This window comes from Amycolatopsis sp. NPDC101161, from assembly GCF_044768185.1.
Taxonomy (GTDB): Bacteria; Actinomycetota; Actinomycetes; order Mycobacteriales; family Pseudonocardiaceae; genus Amycolatopsis.
This window is the reverse complement of sequence record NZ_JBIWPI010000004.1, coordinates 11,645-33,252: the sequence shown is the minus strand read 5'-3', so window position 1 is coordinate 33,252 and position 21,608 is coordinate 11,645. Positions and strand designations below refer to the sequence as shown.

General features: G+C 71.4%; 19 protein-coding genes and 1 pseudogene. 13 read left to right on the top strand and 7 right to left on the bottom strand.

All coding sequences use genetic code 11. From position 1 onward, the window contains the following. The first annotated feature begins 30 nt into the window (after positions 1 to 30). Entirely contained in the window at positions 31 to 1,470 is a 1,440-nt protein-coding gene (locus ACIRSS_RS27560; protein ID WP_400899844.1) for a PucR family transcriptional regulator, read from the top strand. Positions 1,471 to 1,504: 34 nt separating this feature from the next. Then, complete coding sequence (locus tag ACIRSS_RS27555; protein ID WP_400899842.1) at positions 1,505 to 1,882, top strand: hypothetical protein; 378 nt, start codon at positions 1,505 to 1,507, stop codon at positions 1,880 to 1,882. Here the strand turns inward: ACIRSS_RS27555 and ACIRSS_RS27550 are convergent. Further along, a pseudogene (locus ACIRSS_RS27550) lies at positions 1,879 to 2,591 on the bottom strand (cache domain-containing protein). The gene ACIRSS_RS27555 and the pseudogene ACIRSS_RS27550 sit on opposite strands and share 4 nt — an antisense overlap. 33 nt (positions 2,592 to 2,624) lie before the next feature. Continuing rightward, the gene (locus ACIRSS_RS27545) at positions 2,625 to 3,359 is read right to left on the bottom strand and encodes a FadR/GntR family transcriptional regulator (RefSeq protein WP_400899840.1); all 735 of its coding nucleotides are present in this window, start codon (positions 3,357 to 3,359) and stop codon (positions 2,625 to 2,627) included. A 110-nt stretch (positions 3,360 to 3,469) separates the two neighbouring features. On the opposite strand from ACIRSS_RS27545, the gene ACIRSS_RS27540 reads away from it, so the two are divergent. From ACIRSS_RS27540 to ACIRSS_RS27520, 5 genes are all read left to right on the top strand, one after another. Then, entirely contained in the window at positions 3,470 to 4,891 is a 1,422-nt protein-coding gene (locus ACIRSS_RS27540; protein ID WP_400899838.1) for a gamma-aminobutyraldehyde dehydrogenase, read from the top strand. A gap of 8 nt (positions 4,892 to 4,899) precedes the next feature. Next, a complete protein-coding gene (locus tag ACIRSS_RS27535; protein WP_400899836.1) occupies positions 4,900 to 5,964 on the top strand; it encodes an ABC transporter ATP-binding protein in 1,065 nt (354 codons plus the stop codon). A 17-nt stretch (positions 5,965 to 5,981) separates the two neighbouring features. Continuing rightward, positions 5,982 to 7,184 carry an ABC transporter substrate-binding protein gene (locus ACIRSS_RS27530; protein ID WP_400899834.1) on the top strand — a complete coding sequence of 401 codons (1,203 nt, stop codon included), beginning with the start codon at positions 5,982 to 5,984 and terminating at the stop codon, positions 7,182 to 7,184. A gap of 76 nt (positions 7,185 to 7,260) precedes the next feature. Next, a complete protein-coding gene (locus ACIRSS_RS27525; protein ID WP_400899832.1) occupies positions 7,261 to 8,100 on the top strand; it encodes an ABC transporter permease in 840 nt (279 codons plus the stop codon). 8 nt (positions 8,101 to 8,108) lie between these two features. Next, entirely contained in the window at positions 8,109 to 8,897 is a 789-nt protein-coding gene (locus tag ACIRSS_RS27520) for an ABC transporter permease (RefSeq protein ID WP_400899830.1), read from the top strand. Positions 8,898 to 9,232: 335 nt separating this feature from the next. Here ACIRSS_RS27520 and pip read toward each other — a convergent pair whose 3' ends face one another. After that, the gene (gene pip, locus ACIRSS_RS27515; RefSeq protein ID WP_400899828.1) at positions 9,233 to 10,177 is read right to left on the bottom strand and encodes a prolyl aminopeptidase; all 945 of its coding nucleotides are present in this window, start codon (positions 10,175 to 10,177) and stop codon (positions 9,233 to 9,235) included. Positions 10,178 to 10,598: 421 nt separating this feature from the next. Between pip and ACIRSS_RS27510 the strand changes: the two genes are divergently transcribed. Continuing rightward, complete coding sequence (locus tag ACIRSS_RS27510; protein WP_400899826.1) at positions 10,599 to 11,528, top strand: undecaprenyl-diphosphate phosphatase; 930 nt, start codon at positions 10,599 to 10,601, stop codon at positions 11,526 to 11,528. 1 nt (position 11,529) lies between these two features. Beyond that, complete coding sequence (locus tag ACIRSS_RS27505; protein ID WP_400899824.1) at positions 11,530 to 12,399, top strand: cytochrome c oxidase assembly protein; 870 nt, start codon at positions 11,530 to 11,532, stop codon at positions 12,397 to 12,399. Here the strand turns inward: ACIRSS_RS27505 and panB are convergent. Beyond that, the gene (panB, locus tag ACIRSS_RS27500; protein ID WP_285999667.1) at positions 12,396 to 13,259 is read right to left on the bottom strand and encodes a 3-methyl-2-oxobutanoate hydroxymethyltransferase; all 864 of its coding nucleotides are present in this window, start codon (positions 13,257 to 13,259) and stop codon (positions 12,396 to 12,398) included. The genes ACIRSS_RS27505 and panB overlap by 4 nt on opposite strands. A 237-nt stretch (positions 13,260 to 13,496) precedes the next feature. Here panB and lysX point away from each other — a divergent pair, with 237 nt between their 5' ends. Next, a complete protein-coding gene (gene lysX, locus ACIRSS_RS27495; RefSeq protein ID WP_400899822.1) occupies positions 13,497 to 16,820 on the top strand; it encodes a bifunctional lysylphosphatidylglycerol synthetase/lysine--tRNA ligase LysX in 3,324 nt (1,107 codons plus the stop codon). 64 nt (positions 16,821 to 16,884) lie between these two features. After that, positions 16,885 to 17,457, top strand: coding sequence for a hypothetical protein (locus ACIRSS_RS27490; RefSeq protein WP_400899820.1), 573 nt, complete (start codon positions 16,885 to 16,887; stop codon positions 17,455 to 17,457). On the opposite strand, the gene ACIRSS_RS27485 is transcribed toward ACIRSS_RS27490, so the two are convergent. Further along, on the bottom strand, positions 17,420 to 17,734 hold the full coding sequence (locus ACIRSS_RS27485) for a hypothetical protein (RefSeq protein WP_400899818.1): 315 nt from the start codon (positions 17,732 to 17,734) through the stop codon (positions 17,420 to 17,422). The two genes, ACIRSS_RS27490 and ACIRSS_RS27485, sit on opposite strands and share 38 nt — an antisense overlap. A 306-nt stretch (positions 17,735 to 18,040) precedes the next feature. Between ACIRSS_RS27485 and ACIRSS_RS27480 the strand changes: the two genes are divergently transcribed. Further along, positions 18,041 to 18,631 (top strand): DinB family protein, encoded by a 591-nt coding sequence (locus ACIRSS_RS27480; RefSeq protein WP_400901867.1) that lies wholly within the window; start codon positions 18,041 to 18,043, stop codon positions 18,629 to 18,631. A gap of 5 nt (positions 18,632 to 18,636) precedes the next feature. On the opposite strand, the gene ACIRSS_RS27475 is transcribed toward ACIRSS_RS27480, so the two are convergent. Next, entirely contained in the window at positions 18,637 to 19,161 is a 525-nt protein-coding gene (locus ACIRSS_RS27475; protein ID WP_400899816.1) for a methylated-DNA--[protein]-cysteine S-methyltransferase, read from the bottom strand. A gap of 76 nt (positions 19,162 to 19,237) precedes the next feature. Here ACIRSS_RS27475 and ACIRSS_RS27470 point away from each other — a divergent pair, with 76 nt between their 5' ends. After that, a complete protein-coding gene (locus ACIRSS_RS27470; protein ID WP_400899814.1) occupies positions 19,238 to 19,852 on the top strand; it encodes a VOC family protein in 615 nt (204 codons plus the stop codon). On the opposite strand, the gene ACIRSS_RS27465 is transcribed toward ACIRSS_RS27470, so the two are convergent. Then, positions 19,849 to 21,570, bottom strand: a complete 1,722-nt coding sequence (locus tag ACIRSS_RS27465) for an NAD+ synthase (RefSeq protein ID WP_400899812.1) — start codon at positions 21,568 to 21,570, stop codon at positions 19,849 to 19,851. The genes ACIRSS_RS27470 and ACIRSS_RS27465 overlap by 4 nt on opposite strands. Between the last annotated feature and the right edge of the window lie 38 nt (positions 21,571 to 21,608).

The following is a 21,608-nucleotide window of genomic DNA, read 5'->3' as shown; positions in this document are numbered from 1 at the left end:
TGGCTAAATCGGTGCGTATGATTGGCCGTTATGGCACTCACGCTGGCCGGACTGGCCGCCGACCGCCCGCTCGGGCTGCGGGTGCTGACCGGCGAAGACGTCCTCGATCGCCCGATCGGCTGGGTCCACCCGACGGAGCTGACCGATCCGCAGGCCTTCCTCGAAGGCGGCGAACTGCTGCTCACGACCGGGCTGGCGCTGGACGAAGAGTCGTCGCCGGCCTACGTGCGCCGGCTGGTCGGCGCCGGGGTCGCGGGGCTCGGCTTCGGCGTCGGGCTGAGCCACGAGTCCGTGCCGCGCTCGCTCGTAGCGACCGCGGCCGACGTGGGACTGCCGGTGCTGGAGGTGCCGCGCGAGACGCCGTTCATCGCGATCACCCGGGCGGTGTCCCGGGCGGTGGCGGCCGACGAGTACGCGACGACGGTCCGGATCGGCCGCGCCCAGCAGGAGCTGACGCGCACGGCGGTCGGCAAGGGCGGGCCGGCCGGGGTGCTGCGCAAGCTGGCGAAGCTCGTCGACGGCTGGGTGCTGCTCTTCGACCGGACAACCGTCTCCGAAGCGGCTCCGGCGAGTGCGCGCGCGTACGGCGCTTCGCTGCGCGAAGAGCTAGAGCGGCTTCGCACCGGTACGCGGGTGGTCGCGCTCGACGGACAGGAAGTCGTGCTGCAGACCCTCGACACCAGCGCGCGCCGGGTGCTCGCCGTCGGGGCGGCACTCGACACGGCGGGGCGGCACATCGTCAACACGGCGGTTTCGGTGCTTTCCCTTGCGCTGGAACAGGATCGAGCGCAGGCGGCGGCGCGCGAGGCGTTGCGGACCGGGCTGCTGGAGCTGCTGGTGGGCGGGCAGGCCGAGCTGGCCCTGCGGGTGCTGGCCGTTTCCGGGACCGAAGCGCCGGCCGCGCCGTGGTCGGTGCTGGTGTTCGCGGGTTCGCCGGCCGCGCGGCGCAAGCTGCTCGGCGCGCTGGAGAACGAGCCGGTTTTCGCAGCGCGGCACGGCTCGTCGGTGGTCGCGCTCGGCGCCGCCGAAGCGGTGACGGACGCGGCGCTGCGGATCGGCGGCCTGCACGGGGGAGTGGCCGGCCCGGTGTCCCCGGCGGACTTCGCGGCCGGGCTGGAGCAGGCGGAACTGGCGTGCCGGGTCGCGGAGGCCGAGGGCAAGGTCCTGGTGTCGGCGGCCGAGCACACGGGCCGCGGCCTGCTGACCCTGATCGAGCCCGCGGTGGCGCAAGCGTTCGCGCGCGGGTTGCTGACCCCGTTGCGGGAGCACGACGAGACGGGCCGCGGCGACCTCGAGACGTCGTTGCGCTGCTGGCTGGAGCACCACGGCCACTGGGACGTGGCGGCCGCGCGGCTGGGCGTCCACCGGCACACGCTGCGGAACCGGATCCGGAAGGCGGCGGAGCTGCTGGGCCGGGATCTGGACTCGCCGGGCGTCCGCGCGGAGCTTTGGGTGGCGTTGCAGACCTGAGCAACACGACGGCCGTGTCGTGCGTCCACTTCTCGTGGCCCACAAACGAGCGGTCCTCGCAGCTCTCGCGGTCGTGCTCCTCGGGGCGGGCGGCCTCGCGTTCCTGCCCTGGACGGCCAACCACTTCGGGTACGCGCTGCCCGGCGACCGCGGATTGCCGTACCGCATCCACCACGCCGGCCGGGACTACCGCAGCTATGCCACCTGCGCCGGGGCGGGCTGGTGCCACGACGAGCCGTACTGCGTGCCGCGGCACGACCTCGCCCTGACCGCGGTCGACGAGGTCGGCACGTGGTTCGGCCCGTCGCACGTCGTCTACACCGCCGAGCGGTCCGACGGAACTCCGGTGGGCCTGCTCGTGGAAGCCGCTCCGGACTGCTACGTGGGGTACGTGATGATGGGCGGCCCTTAGCCGCCGGTTACGAGCACGATCGGCGAGTCGCCGCAGCGCCGCAGGGCCGGTCCCGGTTCCGCGCCCGCCGACCACCAGGCCGGGACGTCGGCCTCCCGCACCAGCGACCCCGTCGGCTGGCGGACGCTGTTCGACACGATCACCCGCCCCTGCGCGTTCAGCAGTGCCGCCCCGCGACCCAGCGACCTCAGCCGGGGACGCACCGCCCGCTCGAACTCGCGCACGTACACGTCCGCGCCGACCACGCCCGCGAAAGCGCCGCCGCGGAACACCGGATCGTGAACGTCAGCGTGTACTCGTCGGTGCACAGGTAGTCGACGTACGGGCCGTTGATGTGGCGCCGCCCGGTGTCGCGGGGGACCGTGAACCACGACTGGCGCGTGTAGTCCAGGAAGTTCTCGCTCGCCGGGTCCAGGCTGATGAACAGCTGGGACGGCGGCTCGCCCGTGGAGCACGTCCACCACTCGAAGCCGAACTCGGAATCGGCCAGCACGCGCGGGGCGCTGACGAAACCCGCGCCGATGACCAGGCCGCCCAGCGCCTCGATCACCTGCGGGCGGATCCGGTGCAACGCCGACGCGGACGGGTCGTCGGCCAGCACCGACTCGGCCGCCGCCAGCAGGGGCTTCAGCCGTTCGAAGACCCCTTCCACCAGCGCCGAAACCTGCTCGACGACCTCGTCGCCGGCCAGCGTGCGGGTGTCGTTCACGGTGCTCACCTCGATACGCGGAGTAGGGGGAGTTTACGGGGTGAGCAAGTCCAGGTGCACGTCCGCGAGGCGGTCGAGCGCCCCCAGGATGTGCTCCTCGGTGAGCTTGCGGGCCAGCTCGCCGTCCGCGGCCGCGATCGCCGCGGTGATCGCCGCGTGCTCCTCGTGGGCGTGGGACGCCGGGTCGAGCGGGAGCCACAGCAGGCCGCCGCGCTCGGTCTGCAGCTGGAGCTCTTCGTGCGTCAGCCGGGGTGACTGCGCGGCCGCCGCGATCTCCAGGTGGAACTGCCGCTCCGCCCGCGTGAAGTCGCTGCCGTGCGCCGTGCGGAGGTCGTCGGCCGCGAGCCGCAGCCGCTCGATGTCCTCCGGCGAGCTGCGTTCGGCCGCGAGCTTGGCGGCGGCTCCGGCGATCGCCAGGTAGTGGTCGCCGACGTCGCGCAGGTCCGACAGCGACACCTCGCGCAGCCGCGAGCGCCACGCGTCCGGCGGCGGGTTGGCCGGCGCGCGGACGAAGCTGCCGCCGCTGCGCCCCCGCCGCGTCTCGACCAGCCCCTGCTGCCGCAGGGCCACCAGCGCTTCCCGGACGGTCACGGTCGAGACGCCGAATTGCGCGCTGAGGTCGGCTTCGCTGGGCAGCTGTTCCTGGTCGGCGAGCAGGCCGAGCGTGATGGCGTCGGCCAGCCGCGCCGCCACCGCCTCCGCGCGGCCGACCTGGCCGAGCGGCGCGAACATGGCGGACCGCGCGCTGTGCGACATGCCCTTGCGCATCGTGACCCTTCGCGTCGCCGGCTACCCGTTCGCACCAATCTTGCCTGATGCCCTTGTCCTATTACATATGGACTTATATGTTTTAGCCCCGATCGTCGGAGGAGTCCACCGTGCAGGAGCTGAAGCACTACGTCGGCGGCGAGTACGTCGAGTCCAAGTCGGGCCGGACGGCGGAGATCATCGACCCGGTCACCGGGCGCGCCTACTGCACCGCGCCGATCGCCGGGCCCGAGGACGTCGACAACGCGCTGCAGGTCGCCGCGACCGCGTTCGAGACCTGGCGCTCGACGACCCCCGCGCAGCGCCAGCTCGCGCTGCTCAAGCTCGCCGACGCGCTCGAAGCCCGCGCCGAGGAGGTCGTGGCCGTCGAGTCCGCGAACACCGGCAAGCCGATCGCGCTGACCATGGCCGAAGAGATCCCGATGATCCTCGACCAGGTCCGGTTCTTCGCGGGCGCCGCGCGCGTGCTCGAAGGCCGTTCGGCCGGCGAGTACATGGAAGGCCACACGTCGTTCGTCCGCCGCGAGCCGGTCGGCGTGTGCGCCCAGGTCACGCCGTGGAACTACCCACTGCTGATGGCCATCTGGAAGATCGCGCCCGCGCTCGCCGCCGGCAACACGGTCGTGCTCAAGCCGTCCGACACGACACCGGCGTCGACGCTGCTGCTCGCCGAGATCGCCGGCGAGTTCTTCCCGCCGGGCGTGTTCAACGTCGTCTGCGGCGACCGCGACACCGGCCGCGCGCTGGTCGAGCACGACATCCCGGCGATGGTGTCGATCACCGGCTCGGTCCGGGCCGGCATCGAGGTCGCGCGCAGTGCCGCCAACGACGTCAAGCGCGTCCACCTGGAGCTGGGCGGCAAGGCGCCGGTCATCGTCTTCGCCGACGCCGACCTCGAAGCGGCCGCCGAAGCCATCGCCATCGCGGGTTACTTCAACGCCGGCCAGGACTGCACCGCCGCCACCCGCGTGCTCGTCGCCGACGAAGTCCACGACACGTTCGTCGCGGCGCTCGCCCGGCAGGCCGAGAACACCAAGACCGGCAAGCCGGACGACGAAGACGTCGCCTACGGCCCGCTCAACAACGCGGCCCAGCTGGAGAAGGTGTCCGGGTTCATCGACCGGCTGCCGGCGCACGCGACCGTCCACTGTGGAGGACACCGCGCCGGCGACGAAGGCTACTTCTACGAGGCCACCGTCGTCTCCGGCCTCAAGCAGGACGACGAGCTGAGCCAGAACGAGATCTTCGGCCCGGTCATCACCGTCCAGCGCTTCGCCGACGAAGCCGAGGCGCTCAAGTCCGCGAACGCCGTGCAGTACGGCCTCGCGTCCTCGGTCTGGACCCGCGACCACCAGCGCGCGATGCGCCTGGCCGCGAAGCTCGACTTCGGCTGCGTCTGGATCAACACCCACATCCCCCTGGTCGCCGAGATGCCGCACGGCGGGTTCAAGAAGTCCGGCTACGGCAAGGACCTCTCGCTGTACGGCCTCGAGGACTACACCCGCGTCAAGCACGTGATGAGCGCACTGTGAGGGTCGCGATGCCCAACCAAGCACCCACCGAGACGCGGGAAGAGCCCGTGGCCCCCGGAAGCACGCGCCCGGCGATCCGGCTTTCCGGGCTGCGCAAGCACTTCGGCGACGTCCACGCGGTCGACGGCGTCGACCTCGACATCCCGCCCGGCGAGTTCTTCTCCATGCTCGGCCCGTCCGGTTCCGGCAAGACGACGGTGCTGCGCATGATCGCCGGCTTCGAGCTGCCCACCGAAGGCACGATCGAGCTGGACGGCCGGGACGTCAGCCGGCTGGCGCCGTTCGAGCGGGACGTCAACACGGTGTTCCAGGACTACGCGCTGTTCCCGCACATGTCCGTGCAGCAGAACGTCGAGTACGGCCTGCGCGTCAAGCGCGTCCCGAAGCTGCAACGCCGGGAGCGCGCGCTCGAAGCGCTGAAGACCGTGCGGCTGGACGACTACGGCTCGCGCAAGCCCGCGCAGCTCTCCGGCGGGCAGCGCCAGCGCGTCGCGCTCGCCCGCGCGCTGGTGAACCGGCCCAAGGTGCTGCTGCTCGACGAGCCGCTCGGCGCGCTCGACCTCAAGCTGCGCCAGGCCATGCAGCTGGAGCTCAAGCAGATCCAGCGCGACGTCGGCATCACGTTCGTCTTCGTCACCCACGACCAGGACGAAGCCCTGACCATGAGCGACCGCATCGCGGTGTTCAACGACGGGAAGATCGAGCAGGTCGGGACGCCGGAAGAGGTCTACGAGCGGCCCGCCAGCGCGTTCGTCGCCGGGTTCGTCGGCACGTCCAACCTGCTGGGTGGCCGCGGCGCCGAGTCCGTGATCGGCCGGCCGGGGCTGTTCAGCATCCGGCCGGAGAAGATCCGCATCGACGGCGAGCTGTCCGAGCCCGCCGCCGCGGGGCACACCAGCGCGACCGGCACGGTCACCGACGTCGTCTACGCCGGGGCGACCGTGCGCTACGCCGTCGCCCTCGACGCCGGGGGACAGCTGTCGGTCGTCCGGCAGAACGTCGATGACGCGGCTTTCGCCGACGACCGCGTCCGGCTGAGCTGGCGGAACGAACACAGCTTCCAGGTCCAGTAGTTCCCAGAAGGGTTGCCATGAAGAACAGGAAGACGCGGCTTGCCGGGCTCCTCGGCGCCAGCCTGCTGTTGGCTGCATGTGGCACGTCGGGCACGAGTTCGTCCGCGCCGCCCGGTGCGCAGGGGTTCACCCCGCCGAAGCTGGAGGCGCTCAAGGCGCTCGGGCAGCCGGAGGGCCAGCTGAACGTGCTGGCCTGGCCGGGGTACGCGGAGAACGGCTCGAACGACCCGAAGGTCAACTGGGTGACGCCGTTCGAGCAGCAGACCGGCTGCAAGGTGAACGTCAAGCCGTTCGGCACGTCCGACGAGGCCGTCACGCTGATGAAGACCGGGCAGTACGACGTCGTGTCCGCCTCGGGTGACGCGTCGCTGCGGCTGGTGGCGTCCGGCGACGCCGAGCCGGTGAACACCGCGCTCGTCCCGAACTACGCCGACGTCCAGCCGTTTCTGAAGAACAAGTCCTGGAACAGCGTCGGCGGCGTCTCCTACGGCATCCCGCACGGCTGGGGCGCGAACCTGCTGACCTGGCGCACCGACAAGGTGACGCCGGCGCCGACGTCGTGGTCGGTGATGTTCGACGCGAACTCGCCCTACAAGGGCAAGGTGATCGCCTACGACTCGCCGATCTACATCGCCGACGCCGCCCTGTACCTGCAGGCCCACCAGCCGGACCTGGGCATCAAGAACCCGTACGCCCTCGACGACAAGCAGTTCACCGCCGCCGTCAACCTGCTCAAGCAGCAGCGGCCGCTGGTGAGCGAGTACTGGTCGGACTACCTCAAGGAGTCGCAGGCGCTGAAGAACGCCGACGCCGTCGTCGGCACCGCCTGGCAGGTCACGGTCAACCTGACCAAGGGCGAGGGCGCGCCGCTGGAGGCGTCCGTGCCGAGCGAGGGCGCGACCGGGTGGTCGGACACCTGGATGGTCGCGGCGAAGTCGGCGCACAAGACGTGCGCGTACAAGTGGCTCGACTACATCATCAGCCCCAAGGTCAACGCCCAGGTCGCCGAGTACTTCGGCGAGGCGCCGGCCAACCCGAAGGCGTGCGCGGAGATGACCGACAAGACGCTCTGCGACACCTACCACGCCAACGACGCCGGGTACGCGGCGAAGATCGCGTACTGGACCACGCCGATCCAGCAGTGCCTCGACGGCCGCACGGACGTCAAGTGCAAGGACTACGGCGAGTGGACCAAGGCCTGGACCGAGATCAAGGGCTGACCCCGATCCCCGGGAGCGGCGGGCTGTGTCCCCCCCACTCCGCCCGCCGCTCCCGGACCTCTCCCTGCGAGGTGTGATGACCGCCGTATCGGCCTTCTTCTACCGGAAACCCAAGCTGCGCCTGGGTTTCCTGCTGTCGGCGCCGCTGCTCTGGCTCGGCCTGGCCTACCTGGGCGCGCTCGCCGCGCTGTTCGTCACGGCGTTCTGGCACACCGACAGTTTCACCGGCCAGGTCGTCATCGACTGGTCGCTGGACAACTTCAAGACGCTGTTCACCGACGCCGTGTACCGGACGATCACCTTCCGCACGGTCGGGATCGCGGCGCTGGTCACGGTGATCGACGCGGTCGTCGCGTTCCCGATGGCGTACGCGATGGCCAAGTTCGCTTCGCCGCGCGCGCAACGGATCCTCGTGATCGCGGTGATGACCCCGCTGTGGGCCAGCTACCTCGTGAAGGCGTACGCGTGGCGCTCGATGCTGTCCGGCAACGGCGCCCTGAGCTCGATTTCGCCCGGTTACGGCGTCACGGCGACGATCATCACGCTCTCGTACCTGTGGCTGCCGTACATGATCCTGCCGATCTACGCGGGTCTCGACCGGCTGCCGGACTCCCTGGTGGACGCGTCCGGCGACCTCGGCGCGCGCTCGTTCCGCACGTTCCGGTCGGTGATCCTGCCGCTGACCTTCCCGGCGATCGTGGCCGGCTCGATCTTCACGTTCTCGCTGTCCCTGGGCGACTACATCGCGGTGAAGATCGTCGGCGGCACGTCCCAGATGCTCGGCAACGTCGTCTACGACAACATCGGCGCGGCCAACAACCTCCCGTTCGCGGCGACGGTCGCGACGGTGCCGGTCGTGATCATGCTCGCCTACCTGGCCGCGGTGCGCCGCACCGGCGCGCTCGACAACCTCTAGGAGCGCTCATGCGAACGCTGTTGCGGACGGCGCTGGGGCTCGGCCTGGCGGTGATCTACTTCCCGCTGGTCGTGGTGCTGCTCAACTCGTTCAACGCGGACACGACGTTCGGCTGGCCGCCGTCGAGCTTCACCCTGGAGTGGTGGCGCCGCGCGGCGTCCAACGAAGGGGCGCTGCACGCGCTGTGGACGAGCGTCCAGGCCGGCTTGGCGGCGACGGCGATCGCGCTGGTGCTGGGCACGATGGCGGCGTTCGCGTTGCAGCGCTACCGCTTCTTCGGGCGCAACCCGGTGTCGCTGCTGATCATCCTGCCGATCGCGCTGCCGGGCATCGTGACGGGCATCGCGCTGAACAACGCGTTCCGGACGATCCTCGGCATCAACCTGGGCCTGCTGACGGCGATCATCGCGCACGCGACGTTCTGCATCGTGGTGGTGTTCAACAACGTCGTCGCGCGGCTGCGCCGGATGGGCGGCAGCCTGGAGGAGGCGTCGATGGACCTGGGCGCGACGGGCTTCACGACGTTCCGGCTGGTGACGTTCCCGATGCTGCGCTCGGCGCTGCTGGCGGGCGGCCTGCTGGCGTTCGCGCTGTCGTTCGACGAGATCATCGTGACGACGTTCACCCTGGGCACGGGCATGGAGACGCTGCCGATCTGGATCTACGACAACCTGTTCCGGCCCAACCAGGCGCCGATCGTGAACGTCGTCGCGGCGGTGCTGATCGTGGTGTCGACGGTCCCGGTGTACTTGGCGCAGAGACTGTCCGGGGATACGGCTTCGGGTGGCCGGCTTTAGGTTCCGGGCGCAAAACGGGCAGCCGGGAACGCAACGAGAGCACGGCGTCGGACCCGCTAAGCTGCGGTAGACCCCTGCCGCGGCTTCAAAGAAAAAGCATGTCCTCGCCGGACGGGCAGGCTCCGGGATGACCGGGGCTTTCCGGGTCTTCTCACCTTGTCGAGGTGGGCCGCTGGGTGGTCATCCCGTCGCCTGATCGAGGCCTATCACTTTGAGCCGGGCCCGCAAGCCTGGCATGCTCCCTCGCCGTGGTCTCTGGGTTGCGGGCCCGGCTCAAAGTGATTTTCACGGCCTCAGGCGACGGGATGACCACCCAGCTCCTCTTGTGGTTCGCGCTACGCGCGGAATGAGTCCGTCGCCGCCCGTAGCGCGGCCAGGACCCCAGGGTCCGTCACCGCGTGCCCGGCGCCCTCCAGGAGCTTCAGCTCCGAGCCCGGCCATGCCCGGTGCAGCTCGTACGCCGTGATCGGCGGGCACACCGCGTCGTAGCGGCCCTGCACGAGCACGCCCGGGATGCCCGCGAGCTTGCCCGCCTCGCGGATCAGCTGGCCCTCTTCGAGCCAGGCGCCGTGGCGGAAGTAGTGGACCGCGAGCCTCGCGAACGTCAGCGCGAACGCCGGGTCCGCGTACTGGCGGACGAACGACTCCTGCGGCTGCACGGAAACCGTCGCGCCTTCCCAGGTGCTCCACGCGACCGCCGCGCTGTGCCGGACCTCTTCGGAAGGATCGTCGAGCAGGGCGGCGTACGCGGCCAACGGGTCGTCTCGACGAGCATCCGGGATCGGCGCCAGGAAGGCCTCCCACTCGCGCGGGAACAGGTTTGCGGCCCCGCCGCGGTAGATCCAGTCCAGCTCGCTCTGCCGTACGGTGAACACGCCGCGCAGGATGATTTCGCTGACGCGGGAAGGGTGCGTCTCGGCGTACGCGAGAGCGAGGGTCGCGCCCCACGAACCGCCGAAGAGCTGCCACCGCTCGATTTCGAGCCGCTCGCGCAGCTTCTCCATGTCGGAAACCAGGTGCCACAAGGTGTTCGCGGACAGCTCGTCCGCGCCGGGCGTCGACTGGCCCGAGCCGCGCTGGTCGAACAGGACGATCCGGTAGGCCGCGGGGTCGAAGTGCCGCCGCGCCATCGGCGCGATCCCGCTGCCAGGCCCGCCGTGGAGCACCACGACCGGCTTCCCGGCCGGGTTACCCGCCTCCTGGCACCGGATCCGGTGGCCGTCGCCGACGTCCAGGAACCCTTCGGCACGCGGGGGAATCGGCGGGTACAGCTCGTCCATGCCCGCCACTCTGCCGGAGGGTCCTGGCCGTCGCCCCGACACCCCGCCGCCGAGAGCCGGGACGACGACCAAGAAAGGTGGGAGCCCGCCCCCGCCGCCGGGCTGAGCGGGCTCCCGTCCAGGGGTCAGCCGCCCGAGGCGGCCGGGTCCGACGAAAAGGGGGCGCGGTCACGGCCGCTGAAAACCCGCACACGCAGCATTCCCGTCCTCCTCGTCGAGGGTCCGAATCTTCGTCGTGGCGGCGACGGGCTAAACGCTAAGCCACAGTGCGAACGTCAGTCAAGGACATGATTGAAGTTCATATACGTGAACGCGCGCTGAGAGGACGCTGAGCGGGGTGGTGCCCCTTGCCGGTGGTTAACGGATGAGCCGGTACGTTCCGGTGTCGGGGATCGGAAAAAGCAGGACGGAAAGGCTCGGAATGTCCGCGGTGACCTATCTCGAGGCGATTGTCGTCGGCGCCTTGCAGGGGGTGTCGGAATTGTTTCCGGTGTCCAGTCTCGGCCACAGCATCCTGCTGCCCGCCTGGCTCGGCGGATCGTGGCAGCGCGACCTGAGCATCGGCAAGGATTCGCCGTACCTGGCGGTCCTCGTGGCGATGCACGTCGCCACCGCGCTGGCGCTCGTGCTGTTCTTCCGCAAGGACTGGGTGCGGATCATCCGCGGCCTCTGGACGTCGGTCCGGCACCGCGAGGTCCGCACGCCCGACCAGCGGCTCGCGTGGCTGCTCGTGCTCGCCACCATCCCGGTCGGGCTGGCCGGCCTGCTCTTCGAAGGGCTGCTGCGCGACTTCCTCGGCAAGCCGGTGCCGGCGGCGATCTTCCTCACGCTCAACGGCGGGGTCCTCTACGCCGCCGAGAAGTTCAGCCGGCCCAGCAAGGCCGCCGCGGAAGAGGACACCGTGGACTTCTCCGCCGAGGACACCATGGTCATGCGGGCGGTCAGCGTCGAAGAGGCGACCGACGTCCGGCTGGCGAAGCTGCGCGTCGGCGAAGCGGTGCTGATCGGCGCGGCGCAGATCCTCGCGCTGCTGCCGGGCATCAGCCGCTCCGGCATCACGATGGTCGCCGGGCTGCGCCGCGGGCTCGGCCACGAGGACGCCGCGCGCTTCGCGTTCCTGCTCGCCACCCCGGTCATCCTCGCGGCGGGCGTGCTCAAGATGCCGACGCTGTTCACCCCGGAAAACCACGCTTCGCTCGGCCCGGCGCTCATCGGCAGCCTCGTCGCGGGAGTCGCTTCGTACATTTCTGTCCGGTTCCTCACCGGATACTTCGAAACGCGCACTCTGACCCCGTTCGCCATTTACTGCGTGGTCGCCGGAATCGGCAGCCTGATCTTCTTCGCGGTGTGAGGTGCCCCTGACGCTCGACGCCCCGGCCGTCCTGTGCGTGCTCGTCCTGGGCACGCTCTACGTCCGCGCGGCGCGCCACCGCGAGTGGCCGCCGGGCCGGACGGCCGCGTTCCTCGCCGGGCTGGCGACGATCGTGGTCGTCACGTGCTCGCCGCTGGCCGTCTACGACACGACGTTCTTCTGGGTCCGCGCGGTCCAGACGGTCACGCTGCTGATGATCACGCCGCTTCTGCTGGCCCTGGGCTCGCCGATCCGGCTGCTGCTCGACGCCGTCCCGGCCCGGTGGCTGCGCGAGCACGGCCGCGGCCCGCTCGCCCGCGCGCTGACGTTCCCGCCGGTCGTCACGCTCGCCCTGGTCGTGCCGGTGCTGGTGCTCTACCTGACCCCGCTCTACGACCTCACGCTGCGCTCGCCGGTGGTGGACGGCCTGGTCCGGCTCGCGCTCGTGCTGGCCGGCTTCGTCTACTTCTGGACGCGCCTGGCCCTCGACCCGACGCCCCGGCAGGACCCGCACCTGGTGTCGGTGTGGATCGCGTTCACCGAGGTCGTCTTCGACGGCGCGCTCGGCCTGGTGCTGTGGCTCGGGCCGCTGCTCGCGCCGGCGCACTACGCGGCCGCGCACCCGGGTCAGGGTCCGGACCCCCGCACCGACCAGATCATCGGCGCGGGCGTGCTGTGGATCGGCGGCGACGTCGCCGGCCTGCCGTTCGTGGTGGCGCTGTTCGTCCGCTGGGCCCGCGACGACGAGCGGCGCGCGAAGCAGATCGACGTCCAGTTGGACGAAGAAGCCGCTTCGGGCGCCGCATCGACGTCGGGGCTGTGGTGGGAGAACGACCCGGCGCTCGCCGAGCGGTTCCGGAGCCGGGGTTAGTCGTGGAAAGCGTGCTCCGGTGCCGGGAACTCGCCGCGGCGGACGTCCTCCGCGAAGGCCGTCGCCGCGTTCTGCAGCACCGTCGCGACGTCGGCGTACCGCTTGACGAACCGCGGGGCCTTGCCGCGCCGCAGCCCGGCCATGTCCTGCCAGACGAGCACCTGGGCGTCGCAGTCCGGGCCGGCGCCGATGCCGACCGTCGGGATCTTCAGCTCCGCCGTGACGCGCTTGGCGGCTTCGGCGGGCACCATCTCCATCACCACCGCGAACGCCCCGGCCTCCTGCAGCGCCAGCGCGTCGGCGAGCAGCACGTCCGCCGCTTCGCCGCGCCCCTGCACCCGGTAGCCGCCGAGGTTGTGCTCACTCTGCGGGGTGAACCCGATGTGACCCATCACCGGCACGCCCGCCGACGTCAGCGCCTCGACGTGCGCGGCGAACCGCCGCCCGCCTTCGAGCTTGACGGCGTGCGCGCGGCCCTCTTTCATGAAGCGCACCGAGGTTTCCAGCGCTTGCTGCGGCGAGAGCTGGTAGGAGCCGAACGGCAGGTCGGCGACGACGAGGGCCCGCTTGACCGACCGGGTGACCGCCCGGACCAGCGGCAGCAGCTCGTCGACCGTCACCGGCAGCGACGTGTCGTAACCGAAGACGTTGTTGGCCGCGGAGTCGCCGACGAGCAGCACGGGGATCCCGGCCTCGTCGAACAGCGCGGCGGTGTACATGTCGTACGCGGTGAGCATGGGCCACGGTTCGCCGCGTTCCTTGAGCTCACGCAGGTGGTGGACGCGGACCTTCCGGCCCGGCGCCGGCTTGGCGGCGGGTCCGGTGCCGTAGGGGGCGGGTTCTTCGGCGCTGGCAGACATCGTCGTCGACCGTCCTTCCCTCGAGGCCTCGGTGAGGTCCCCGGGTCGTGGAGCAGAGGCGTCTCAAAGCGTGACACGCCCCCGGACCGGCCCCAACCCGGTGCGACCAGCTTCACACCCCTGGGTAGCAGGGGCCGTCAGCCTTCAGGTTGATGCCCGGGGACAACCAACCCGGGTTCACTTACGTCAATAGCAGGCAAGACCTACGATCAGCCGGGAAAGGCGACGAAAGCAACGATGGGAAACCTCGCGAGCACGCGCCCGCGCCTGCCCGCCTGGAAGGCGAAGGCGGGCGGCATCGTCGCGACCGTGGTCCAGCTGGCCGCGGTGTTCTCGGTGCTGCTCCTGATCACGAACGGCCCGCACGGGCACCTGCTCAACGGCATCGACATGGCGTTCTCGAGCCTGAGCGTGCCGACCAGCGCGAGCCTGGTGATGGTGCTGCTGCTGGTCGTCCTGGGCGGCGCCCTGCGCCGCCGCAAGAAGGCCGCGCTGTACACGCTGGTGCTCTTCCAGGTCGTCGGCCTGGTGCTCACCCTGGCCCTGCAGGCGACGCTGCTGTGGTCGCCCGAGCTGCTCTCGCTCGGGTCGAAGCAGGTCCGGCACATCCCGGTCCAGCTGTGGGCCCTCACGGCCGCCGACGTCCTGTCGGTCGCGCTCATCGTCTTCCTGCTCGCGCTGCGCCCGGCGTTCCCCGCCCGGCTCGCGCCGAGCGCCTGGCGCGACGGCCTGACCGTGCTCTTCGGCGGGTTCCTCGCGGTCATCCTGGTCGGCTGGGCGCTCGCGGAAGCGTTCCCCGGCCACCTCGGCGACTCGTGGGAGCGGTTCGCCTGGGTCGTCAACCACGCCACCGGCGAGAACCTGCAGCTGCGCCGGATCGGCGTCGGCGAGGGGCCGGCCTGGCTCGACGTCTTCCTCGACCTCGGCGCGACCATGGTCGCCACCGCGGCGCTGTACCAGCTCTTCCGCGGCGTACGCAGCCGTCGCCTGCGCACCGACGAAGAAGAGCTTCGCGTGCGCAAGCTCCTCGCCGAACACGGCGAGGACGACTCCCTCGGCTACTTCGCGACCCGGCGCGACAAGAGCGTCGTCTTCTCGCCGAACGGCCGCGCGGCGGTGACGTACCGCGTGCTCGGCGGCACCAGCGTGGCCAGCGCCGACCCCATCGGCGACCCCGAGGCGTGGCCGGACGCGGTCCGCGCGTGGCTCGACGAGACGCGCACCTACGGCTGGACGCCCGGCGTCCTCGGCGCGAGCGAGCGCGGCGCGAAAACGTATACCGACGCGGGGCTGCGCGCCCTGGAGATCGGCGACGAAGCAGTGCTCGACGTCCGCGAGTTCAGCCTCGCCGGGCCGGAGCGGCGCTCGGTGCGCCAGGCCGTCAAGCGCATCGAGCGCGCCGGCTACACCTCCCGCGTCCGCCGGCACGGCGAGATCCCCGACGACGAGATGGCCGAGCTGCTCGCCCGCGCCCAGGCGTGGCGCGGCGCCGAGACCGAACGCGGCTTCTCGATGGCGCTGGGCCGGCTCGGCGACCCGAGCGATGGCCGCAGCGTGATGGTCGAGGCCTACGACGCTCGCGGCGACCTGCGCGGCCTGCTGTCGTTCGTGCCGTGGGGCCGGCGCGGCCTTTCGCTCGACCTCATGCGCCGCGACCGCGACGCCGAGAACGGCCTCAACGAGTACATGATCGCCGAGGTCGTCGCGGCCGGGCAGCACCTGGGCGCGCAGCGGATCTCGCTCAACTTCGCCATGTTCCGCGCGGTCTTCTCCGAGGGCGAGCGGATCGGCGCCGGCCCGGTGCTGCGGGCCTGGCGCGGCGTCCTCAGCGTCGCTTCGCGGTTCTTCCAGCTGGAGTCGCTGTACCGGTCCAACGCCAAGTACGGGCCGGAGTGGGAGCCGCGGTTCCTCTGCTACTCCTCGGCGCGGCGGCTCCCGCGCGTCGGCATCGTCGCGGGCGCGCTCGAAGGGTTCGTCCCGACCGGGCGGTCGCGGTCGCTGCGGCTGGAGACGGTCGGCGACGACTTCGTCGCGCGCGTCCGGGAGATCGAGGAGTCCGCGGCGGTCCCGGCGGCGAAGCCGGTCCGGCGGCCGGAGCAGGTCCGCGTCCGGATGGCGAAGCTGGCCAAGCTGCGGGAAGCCGGGATCGACCCCTATCCGGTCGGGTTCCGCCGCGACGACCAGATCGGCGACGTCGTCCGGAAGTTCAGCGGCCTGCAGCCCGACAGCGCCACCGGCCACCGCGTCCGGATCGCCGGGCGCGTGCTGGCGATGCGCACGCTCGGCGGGCTGTGCTTCGCGCGCGTCAAGGACTTCAGCGGCGAGATCCAGCTGATGCTGGAGACCGGCGAGCTCGACCTCAAGGGCTGGCGGACCGGCGTCGACCTCGGCGACCACGTCGGCGTCAGCGGCCAGGTCGTGACGTCCAAGCGCGGCGAGCTCTCGGTGCTCGTCGACGAGTGGACGGTCACCGCGAAGTGCCTGCACCCGTTGCCGGACAAGCGGAAGGGCCTCACCGACCCGGAGACGCGGGTGCGGCAGCGCTACCTCGACCTCGCGGTCAACCCGGACTCGACGAACATGCTGCGGCTGCGGTCCACGGTGGTCCGCGCGGTGCGCGACCGGCTGCACCACGCCGACTACCTCGAAGTCGAGACGCCGATGCTGCAGACGGTCCACGGCGGCGCGAACGCCCGCCCGTTCGTCACCCACATCAACGCCTACGACATGCGGATGTACCTGCGGATCGCGCCCGAGCTGTACCTCAAGCGGCTGTGCGTGGCGGGTGTCGAGCGCGTCTTCGAGCTGAACCGCAACTTCCGCAACGAGGGCGTCGACGCGACGCACAACCCCGAGTTCACGATGCTCGAGGCGTACCAGGCGTACGCCGACTACGACACGATGCGGACGCTGACGCGCGAGCTGGTCCAGCACGCGGCCGAAGCGGCGTACGGCGCCCAGATCGTGCGCCGGCCCGGCCCCGACGGCAAGGTCGCCGAGCACGACATCTCCGGCGACTGGCCGGTGATCACGGTGCACGACGCCGTCTCGGCGGCCTTCGGGGAGCAGATCGACTCGGGGACGTCCGTGGCGGACCTGCGCCGGCTCTGCCAGGCGGCGGGCGTGCCGGTGGGGGAGGACCCGAGCCACGGCGACCTCGTGCTCAAGGCGTTCGAGCACCTCGTCGAGGGCGCGACCGTGCTGCCGACCTTCTACACGGACTACCCGACCGACGTCTCGCCGCTCACCCGCGAGCACCGCGAAGACCCGCGGCTGGCCGAGCGCTGGGACCTCATCGCGTTCGGCTCCGAGGTCGGCACCGCCTACACCGAGCTGACCGACCCGGTCGAGCAGCGGCGGCGGCTGGAGGCGCAGTCCCTGCGCGCGGCCAGCGGCGACGTCGAGGCGATGGAGCTGGACGAGGACTTCCTGCTCGCGTTGGAGCACGGGATGCCGCCGACCGGCGGGCTCGGGCTGGGCGTCGACCGGCTGCTGATGATGCTCACGGGGGCCTCCATCCGCCAGACGGTCCTGTTCCCCTTCGTCCGTCCGCAGGCGTAACGACTCGGTCGATCTGATCACGCTGGTTCCGCCGGATCCGGCGGGGTCGCTTAATGTGTGCCTCGTGCGCACGGCTCGATTCGCCTCGGCCCTCCTCATGGGACTGGCCGTGCTGGCGTATTCGGGGTGGGTCCTGGAGTTCTTCGTCCCGACGGGCGTCTCGCCGGTGCACGACCCGGTCGAGGCGCTGTTGATGGGCCCGCCGGTGTTCCGCGTGCTGCTGGCGGTCTCGGGGGTCGCGTTCCTGCTCGCCGGGCCCCCGCTGCACCGGCTCGGCCCGGTCCAGTGGGCGGCGCGGTTCAGCTCGATCTCGGTGAGCGCGTTCGGCGTGGTCGCGCTGCTGCAGGCCGCCTACCCGGAAAGCAGCGGCGTGCTCTCGTCCGTGGCGACCGTCGTGCTGGTGGTCGGCGTGATCAGCTTGATCCTGTGGTGGCCGCCGGGCTGGCGCGCGCTCGCCGTCGCCGGGCTGGTGGTCGTGCTGGTCACGTGGGCCGCCCTCGTGCTCGCGCGGCAGCTGGACACCGCCGAAGGCGTGGTCAGCCGGATCGAGCAGGTGGTGCGAGCCGTCCTCTACGGCATGGGCGGGGCGTACGCGTTCATCAAGCCCGCGCCGCGACATGGTCCTCGAGGCGGCTGAAACTGGGCGGCCTGCCCGTGCTGGATCCTTTCGATCTCCGCGAGCCGCGCGCGGCCCGAGTCGGTGACGGCCGATCAGCCCGGCCGCGGTGTACTTGCGCCCGGCCGGTCACACCGAGGCGGCGCTTGACCTCGTCCATCCGCGGCCGATCGCCGAGCAGGTCGACCACGAGCAGCAGCTGAACCTGGGCGGCCGGCCACCCGCGCTTGGCGTAGGGCGCATCGGCGTACCGCCGCAGGACGTGCGTGATGCGCCGCAGCGCGTCGGTCAGCTCCACGCCGGTGAGGCCTTCTCGGTCGGCACCTCCGCGACTGTGTGCACACCACCGCGGAGCTGGGCGCTCCGGGGGAGGTCGGCGTCTGCGGGCTCCTGCCGGCCTTGGCGTTCCTGTTCGGCGTGGCCGCACAGGGGCGCCGCTGCGCGACCTCGGCCCGGAGGAGAGGCCACTCGCGTTCGCCGCCATCCGGCCGCCCCTGAACCTCCCGCAGATCGTCGGCACTGGCCGCGGTGCCGTCTGTTTCCGCCGAAAATGTCGGTGGCCGGTGGGACGATGCCCGCAACGAAGGCGAAGGAGTGGATCGACATGGCGGGAAACGTGCCCCCGGTGGCCGACGAGCGGGACGGGCTGCTGCGCTTCCTCGAGCAGCAGCGGTACGTGCTCAAGGTGGCCGCCCACGGGCTGACCGACGAGCAGGCGAGAAGCACCCCGACGAACAGCGCGCTGTCGGTGGGCGGCCTCGTCAAGCACGTCGCGACGACCGAGGACGGCTGGCTGGACATCATCCTGAAGCTGCCGCAGAAGCCGTTCGGCGACGCGATGGCGGACTACGCGGCGGGCTACCGGCTGGGCGAGGACGAGACGCTGGAGGGCGTCCTGGCCCGGTACGACGAGGTCGCCGCCCGCACCGCGGAGGTCATCGCGGGGATCGAAGACCTCGGCCAGCCGGTCCCGGTGCCCAAGGGCGTGCCGTGGTACCCGCAGGACGTCGAGGCGTGGTCGGTCCGCTGGGTGCTGCTGCACCTGATCGAGGAGACGGCCCGGCACGCCGGCCACGCGGACATCATCCGCGAGCACGTCGACGGCGGCACGGCGATCCCGCTGATGGCGGCCGTCGAAGGCTGGCCCGAGACCGCGTGGGTCAAGCCGTGGCAGGCGGCGGCCACGCCAGCCTGAGCCGGTCAGAACAGGGTCGGCTCGTCGGCCAGCGCGCCTTCGATCACCAGCATCCGGCGCTTGGTCGCGACGCCGCCGTGGGCCGAGAAGCCGCCGTCCTTGCCGCCCGCGGCGAGGACGCGGTGGCACGGCACGATGATCGGGAAGGGGTTGTGGCCCATCGCCTGCCCGACGGCCTGCGCCGACCCCGGCATGCCGAGGCGGTGCGCGATCTCGCCGTAGGTCACGGTCTTGCCCGGCGGGATCGCGCGCGCGACTTCGTAGGCGCGCCGGTTGAACTCCGGCACGCCCGAAAGGTCCAGCGGAATCGCGGCGAGGTCCGGACGCGCACCGTCCAGCAGCGCCACGATGGCCGCGACGGCCGTCCGCGCAGCAGGCGGCGGCGGGCCGTCGACGGCGTCCGGGAAGCGCTTCGCCATCCAGTCGGCCAACCCGGTGCTGGGCAGCGAGGTCCCGGCGACGAGGTCGTCCCGCCACGCCAGCCCGCACGGCCCGATAGCCGTGTCGAACACCGTGAACCCGGTCGTCATGCGCTCAGCCTATGACCGAAGAGGAATTGCCGAGTGGCCGATGCGGCGAGCGCCGCCGGCGCGGGATGATGGCGGCGTGCTCGATCACCTCGTCTACGCCGGCCCCGACCTCGCCGCCGCCGTCGCCCACGTCGCCGAGCTGACCGGGGTCACCCCGGCGCCGGGCGGCAGCCACGTCGGCCTCGGCACCGCCAACCACCTCGCCGACCTCGGCGCGGGGATGTACCTGGAGGTGATCGGCCCGGACCCGGCGCAGCCGGACCCGGACGTGCCGCGGCCGTTCGGCATCGACGACCTGACGGAGCCCGCGCTGGTCGCCTGGGCGGTCCGCACGACCGACCTCGACGCGACGATCGCCGAGGCCCGCGCCCACGGCTTCGACCCGGGCGACGCGCTGGAGATGTCCCGCGCGACGGCCGACGGCGAGACGCTGAACTGGCGCCTGACCCCGCCGAGCGCCCCGGGCACGCTGCGCCCGTTCCTCATCGACTGGGGCACGACCCCCCACCCGACGACGCGCGGCCTGCCGTCGATCCCGCTGCTGATGGTGACGGCCACGCACCCGGACCCGTCCTCGGTCCACACGGCGACCGAGGCGCTCGGCCTGGAGCTCCTGGTCCGCCGCGCGGACAAGGCGACCCTGACGGCGGCCCTCCGTACCGCGGAAGGCCGCCAGGTCGCGTTGAGCTAGGCCTTGCCCTCGCGCCACGCGTTGGTGATCGGCAGCCGCCGGTCGCGGCCGAACGCCTTGAACGTGATCTTCGTGCCCGGCGGGTACTGGCGCCGCTTGTACTCGGCCTTGTCGACCATCCGCACCACGCGGTCGATGGTCTCCGCGTCGAACCCGGCCTCGATCAGGTCGGCGTACCCGCGGTCGCCCTCGACGTAGTCGTCGAGGATGTCGTCGAGCAGCGCGTAGTCCGGCAGCGAGTCGGAGTCCATCTGACCCGGCCGCAGCTCGGCCGACGGCGGCTTCGAGATCGAGTTCTCCGGGATCGGCGGGATCTCGCCGTTCTTCGCCGCTTCGGCGTTGCGCCAGCGCGCGAGCTGCCAGACGTGCGTCTTGAAAACGTCCTTGATCGGGGCGAACGCGCCGACCGCGTCGCCGTAGATCGTCGAGTACCCGACCGCCAGCTCGGTCTTGTTGCCCGTGGCCAGCACGAGGTGACCGTCCAAGTTGGACAGTGCCATCAGCAGCATGCCGCGCGTGCGCGCCTGGATGTTCTCTTCGGCCAGGCCCGTCAGGGAAAGCTGCTCGACGTACACGCGGACCATGTCCTCGACCGGTTCGACGCGGTAGTGCGCCCCGATCCGCCGCGCGAGGTCGGCCGCGTCGTCCTTCGAGTGGCCCGACGAGTACTGCGACGGCATCGAGACGCCGTAGACGTTGTCGCCGCCCAGCGCGTCCGCCGCCAGCGCCGCGCAGACCGCCGAGTCGATGCCGCCGGAGAACCCGAACGTCACCGACGAGAAGCCGTTCTTGTGCACGTAGTCCCGCAGGCCGACGACCAGCGCGTGCCACACCTCGGCCTCGTCCGGCAGCGGCTCGCTGATCACCGGGTGCGCGGTGGGCTCGTACGCGGGCAACGGGTCGGAGCTCAGGACGCGTCGCCGGACGTGCAGGCCTTCGAGCTCGCCGTCGCCGGCGTGGCCGCCCGCGGTCAGGTCCATGTCGAGCACGGCCAGGTGTTCGACGAACTGCGGCGCGCGCGCCAGCACCGTGCCGTCCGCGGCGACGACGAGCGAGTCGCCGTCGAAGACGAGGTCGTCCTGCCCGCCGATCTGGTTGGTGTAGACCAGCGGCGCGCCCGCTTCGGCGGCGCGGCGCGCGATGAGCGGCAGCCGCTGCTCGTCCTTCGACCGCTCGTAGGGCGACGCGTTCGGCGCGACGACCAGGTCGACGCCCGCGCGGCCCAGCGCCGAGATCGGCCCCCCGTCCTGCCAGATGTCCTCGCAGATGACCATGCCGATGTCGAGCCCGTGGAACCGGACGACGTCGAGCGTGGTGCCCGGCTTGAACCAGCGGTGCTCGTCGAAGACGCCGTAGTTCGGCAGGTGGTGCTTGAACTGCCGCGCGACGACCTCGCCGCGGTAGAGCGCGGCGGCCGCGTCGCGCGGGCCCACCTCGTCGGAGTCGAGGTAGCCGACGTAGGTCAGGACCTCACCGCACCCGGCCTCGTCGAGGCGGCGCGCCAGCGACTCGACGCCTTGGCGGGAGGCGGCGGCGAAGGTCTTGCGCAGCGAGAGGTCCTCGACGGGGTAGCCGGTCAGCGACATCTCGGGGAAGACCACGACGTGGGCACCGGCCTCGGCGGCCCGGCGGGTCCAGGAGACGTGCAGGTCGGCGTTGCCGTCGAGGTCACCGACGGTGGGGTTGACCTGGGCGAGCGCGATGCGCAGTTGCGGCATGCCGCCATTCTGTCCCACCGTCACCCGGGAGGCCGAGC

Excerpts from the sequence above, each read along its gene's own strand:
- ACIRSS_RS27560 (WP_400899844.1), top strand. The coding sequence starts at position 31 with ATGGCACTCACGCTGGCCGGACTGGCCGCCGACCGCCCGCTCGGGCTG.
- ACIRSS_RS27545 (WP_400899840.1), bottom strand. The coding sequence starts at position 3,359 with ATGCGCAAGGGCATGTCGCACAGCGCGCGGTCCGCCATGTTCGCGCCG.
- ACIRSS_RS27535 (WP_400899836.1), top strand. The coding sequence starts at position 4,900 with ATGCCCAACCAAGCACCCACCGAGACGCGGGAAGAGCCCGTGGCCCCC.
- ACIRSS_RS27530 (WP_400899834.1), top strand. The coding sequence starts at position 5,982 with ATGAAGAACAGGAAGACGCGGCTTGCCGGGCTCCTCGGCGCCAGCCTG.
- ACIRSS_RS27525 (WP_400899832.1), top strand. The coding sequence starts at position 7,261 with ATGACCGCCGTATCGGCCTTCTTCTACCGGAAACCCAAGCTGCGCCTG.
- ACIRSS_RS27520 (WP_400899830.1), top strand. The coding sequence starts at position 8,109 with ATGCGAACGCTGTTGCGGACGGCGCTGGGGCTCGGCCTGGCGGTGATC.
- pip (WP_400899828.1), bottom strand. The coding sequence starts at position 10,177 with ATGGACGAGCTGTACCCGCCGATTCCCCCGCGTGCCGAAGGGTTCCTG.
- ACIRSS_RS27510 (WP_400899826.1), top strand. The coding sequence starts at position 10,599 with ATGTCCGCGGTGACCTATCTCGAGGCGATTGTCGTCGGCGCCTTGCAG.
- panB (WP_285999667.1), bottom strand. The coding sequence starts at position 13,259 with ATGTCTGCCAGCGCCGAAGAACCCGCCCCCTACGGCACCGGACCCGCC.
- lysX (WP_400899822.1), top strand. The coding sequence starts at position 13,497 with ATGGGAAACCTCGCGAGCACGCGCCCGCGCCTGCCCGCCTGGAAGGCG.
- ACIRSS_RS27480 (WP_400901867.1), top strand. The coding sequence starts at position 18,041 with ATGGCGGGAAACGTGCCCCCGGTGGCCGACGAGCGGGACGGGCTGCTG.
- ACIRSS_RS27475 (WP_400899816.1), bottom strand. The coding sequence starts at position 19,161 with ATGACGACCGGGTTCACGGTGTTCGACACGGCTATCGGGCCGTGCGGG.
- ACIRSS_RS27465 (WP_400899812.1), bottom strand. The coding sequence starts at position 21,570 with ATGCCGCAACTGCGCATCGCGCTCGCCCAGGTCAACCCCACCGTCGGT.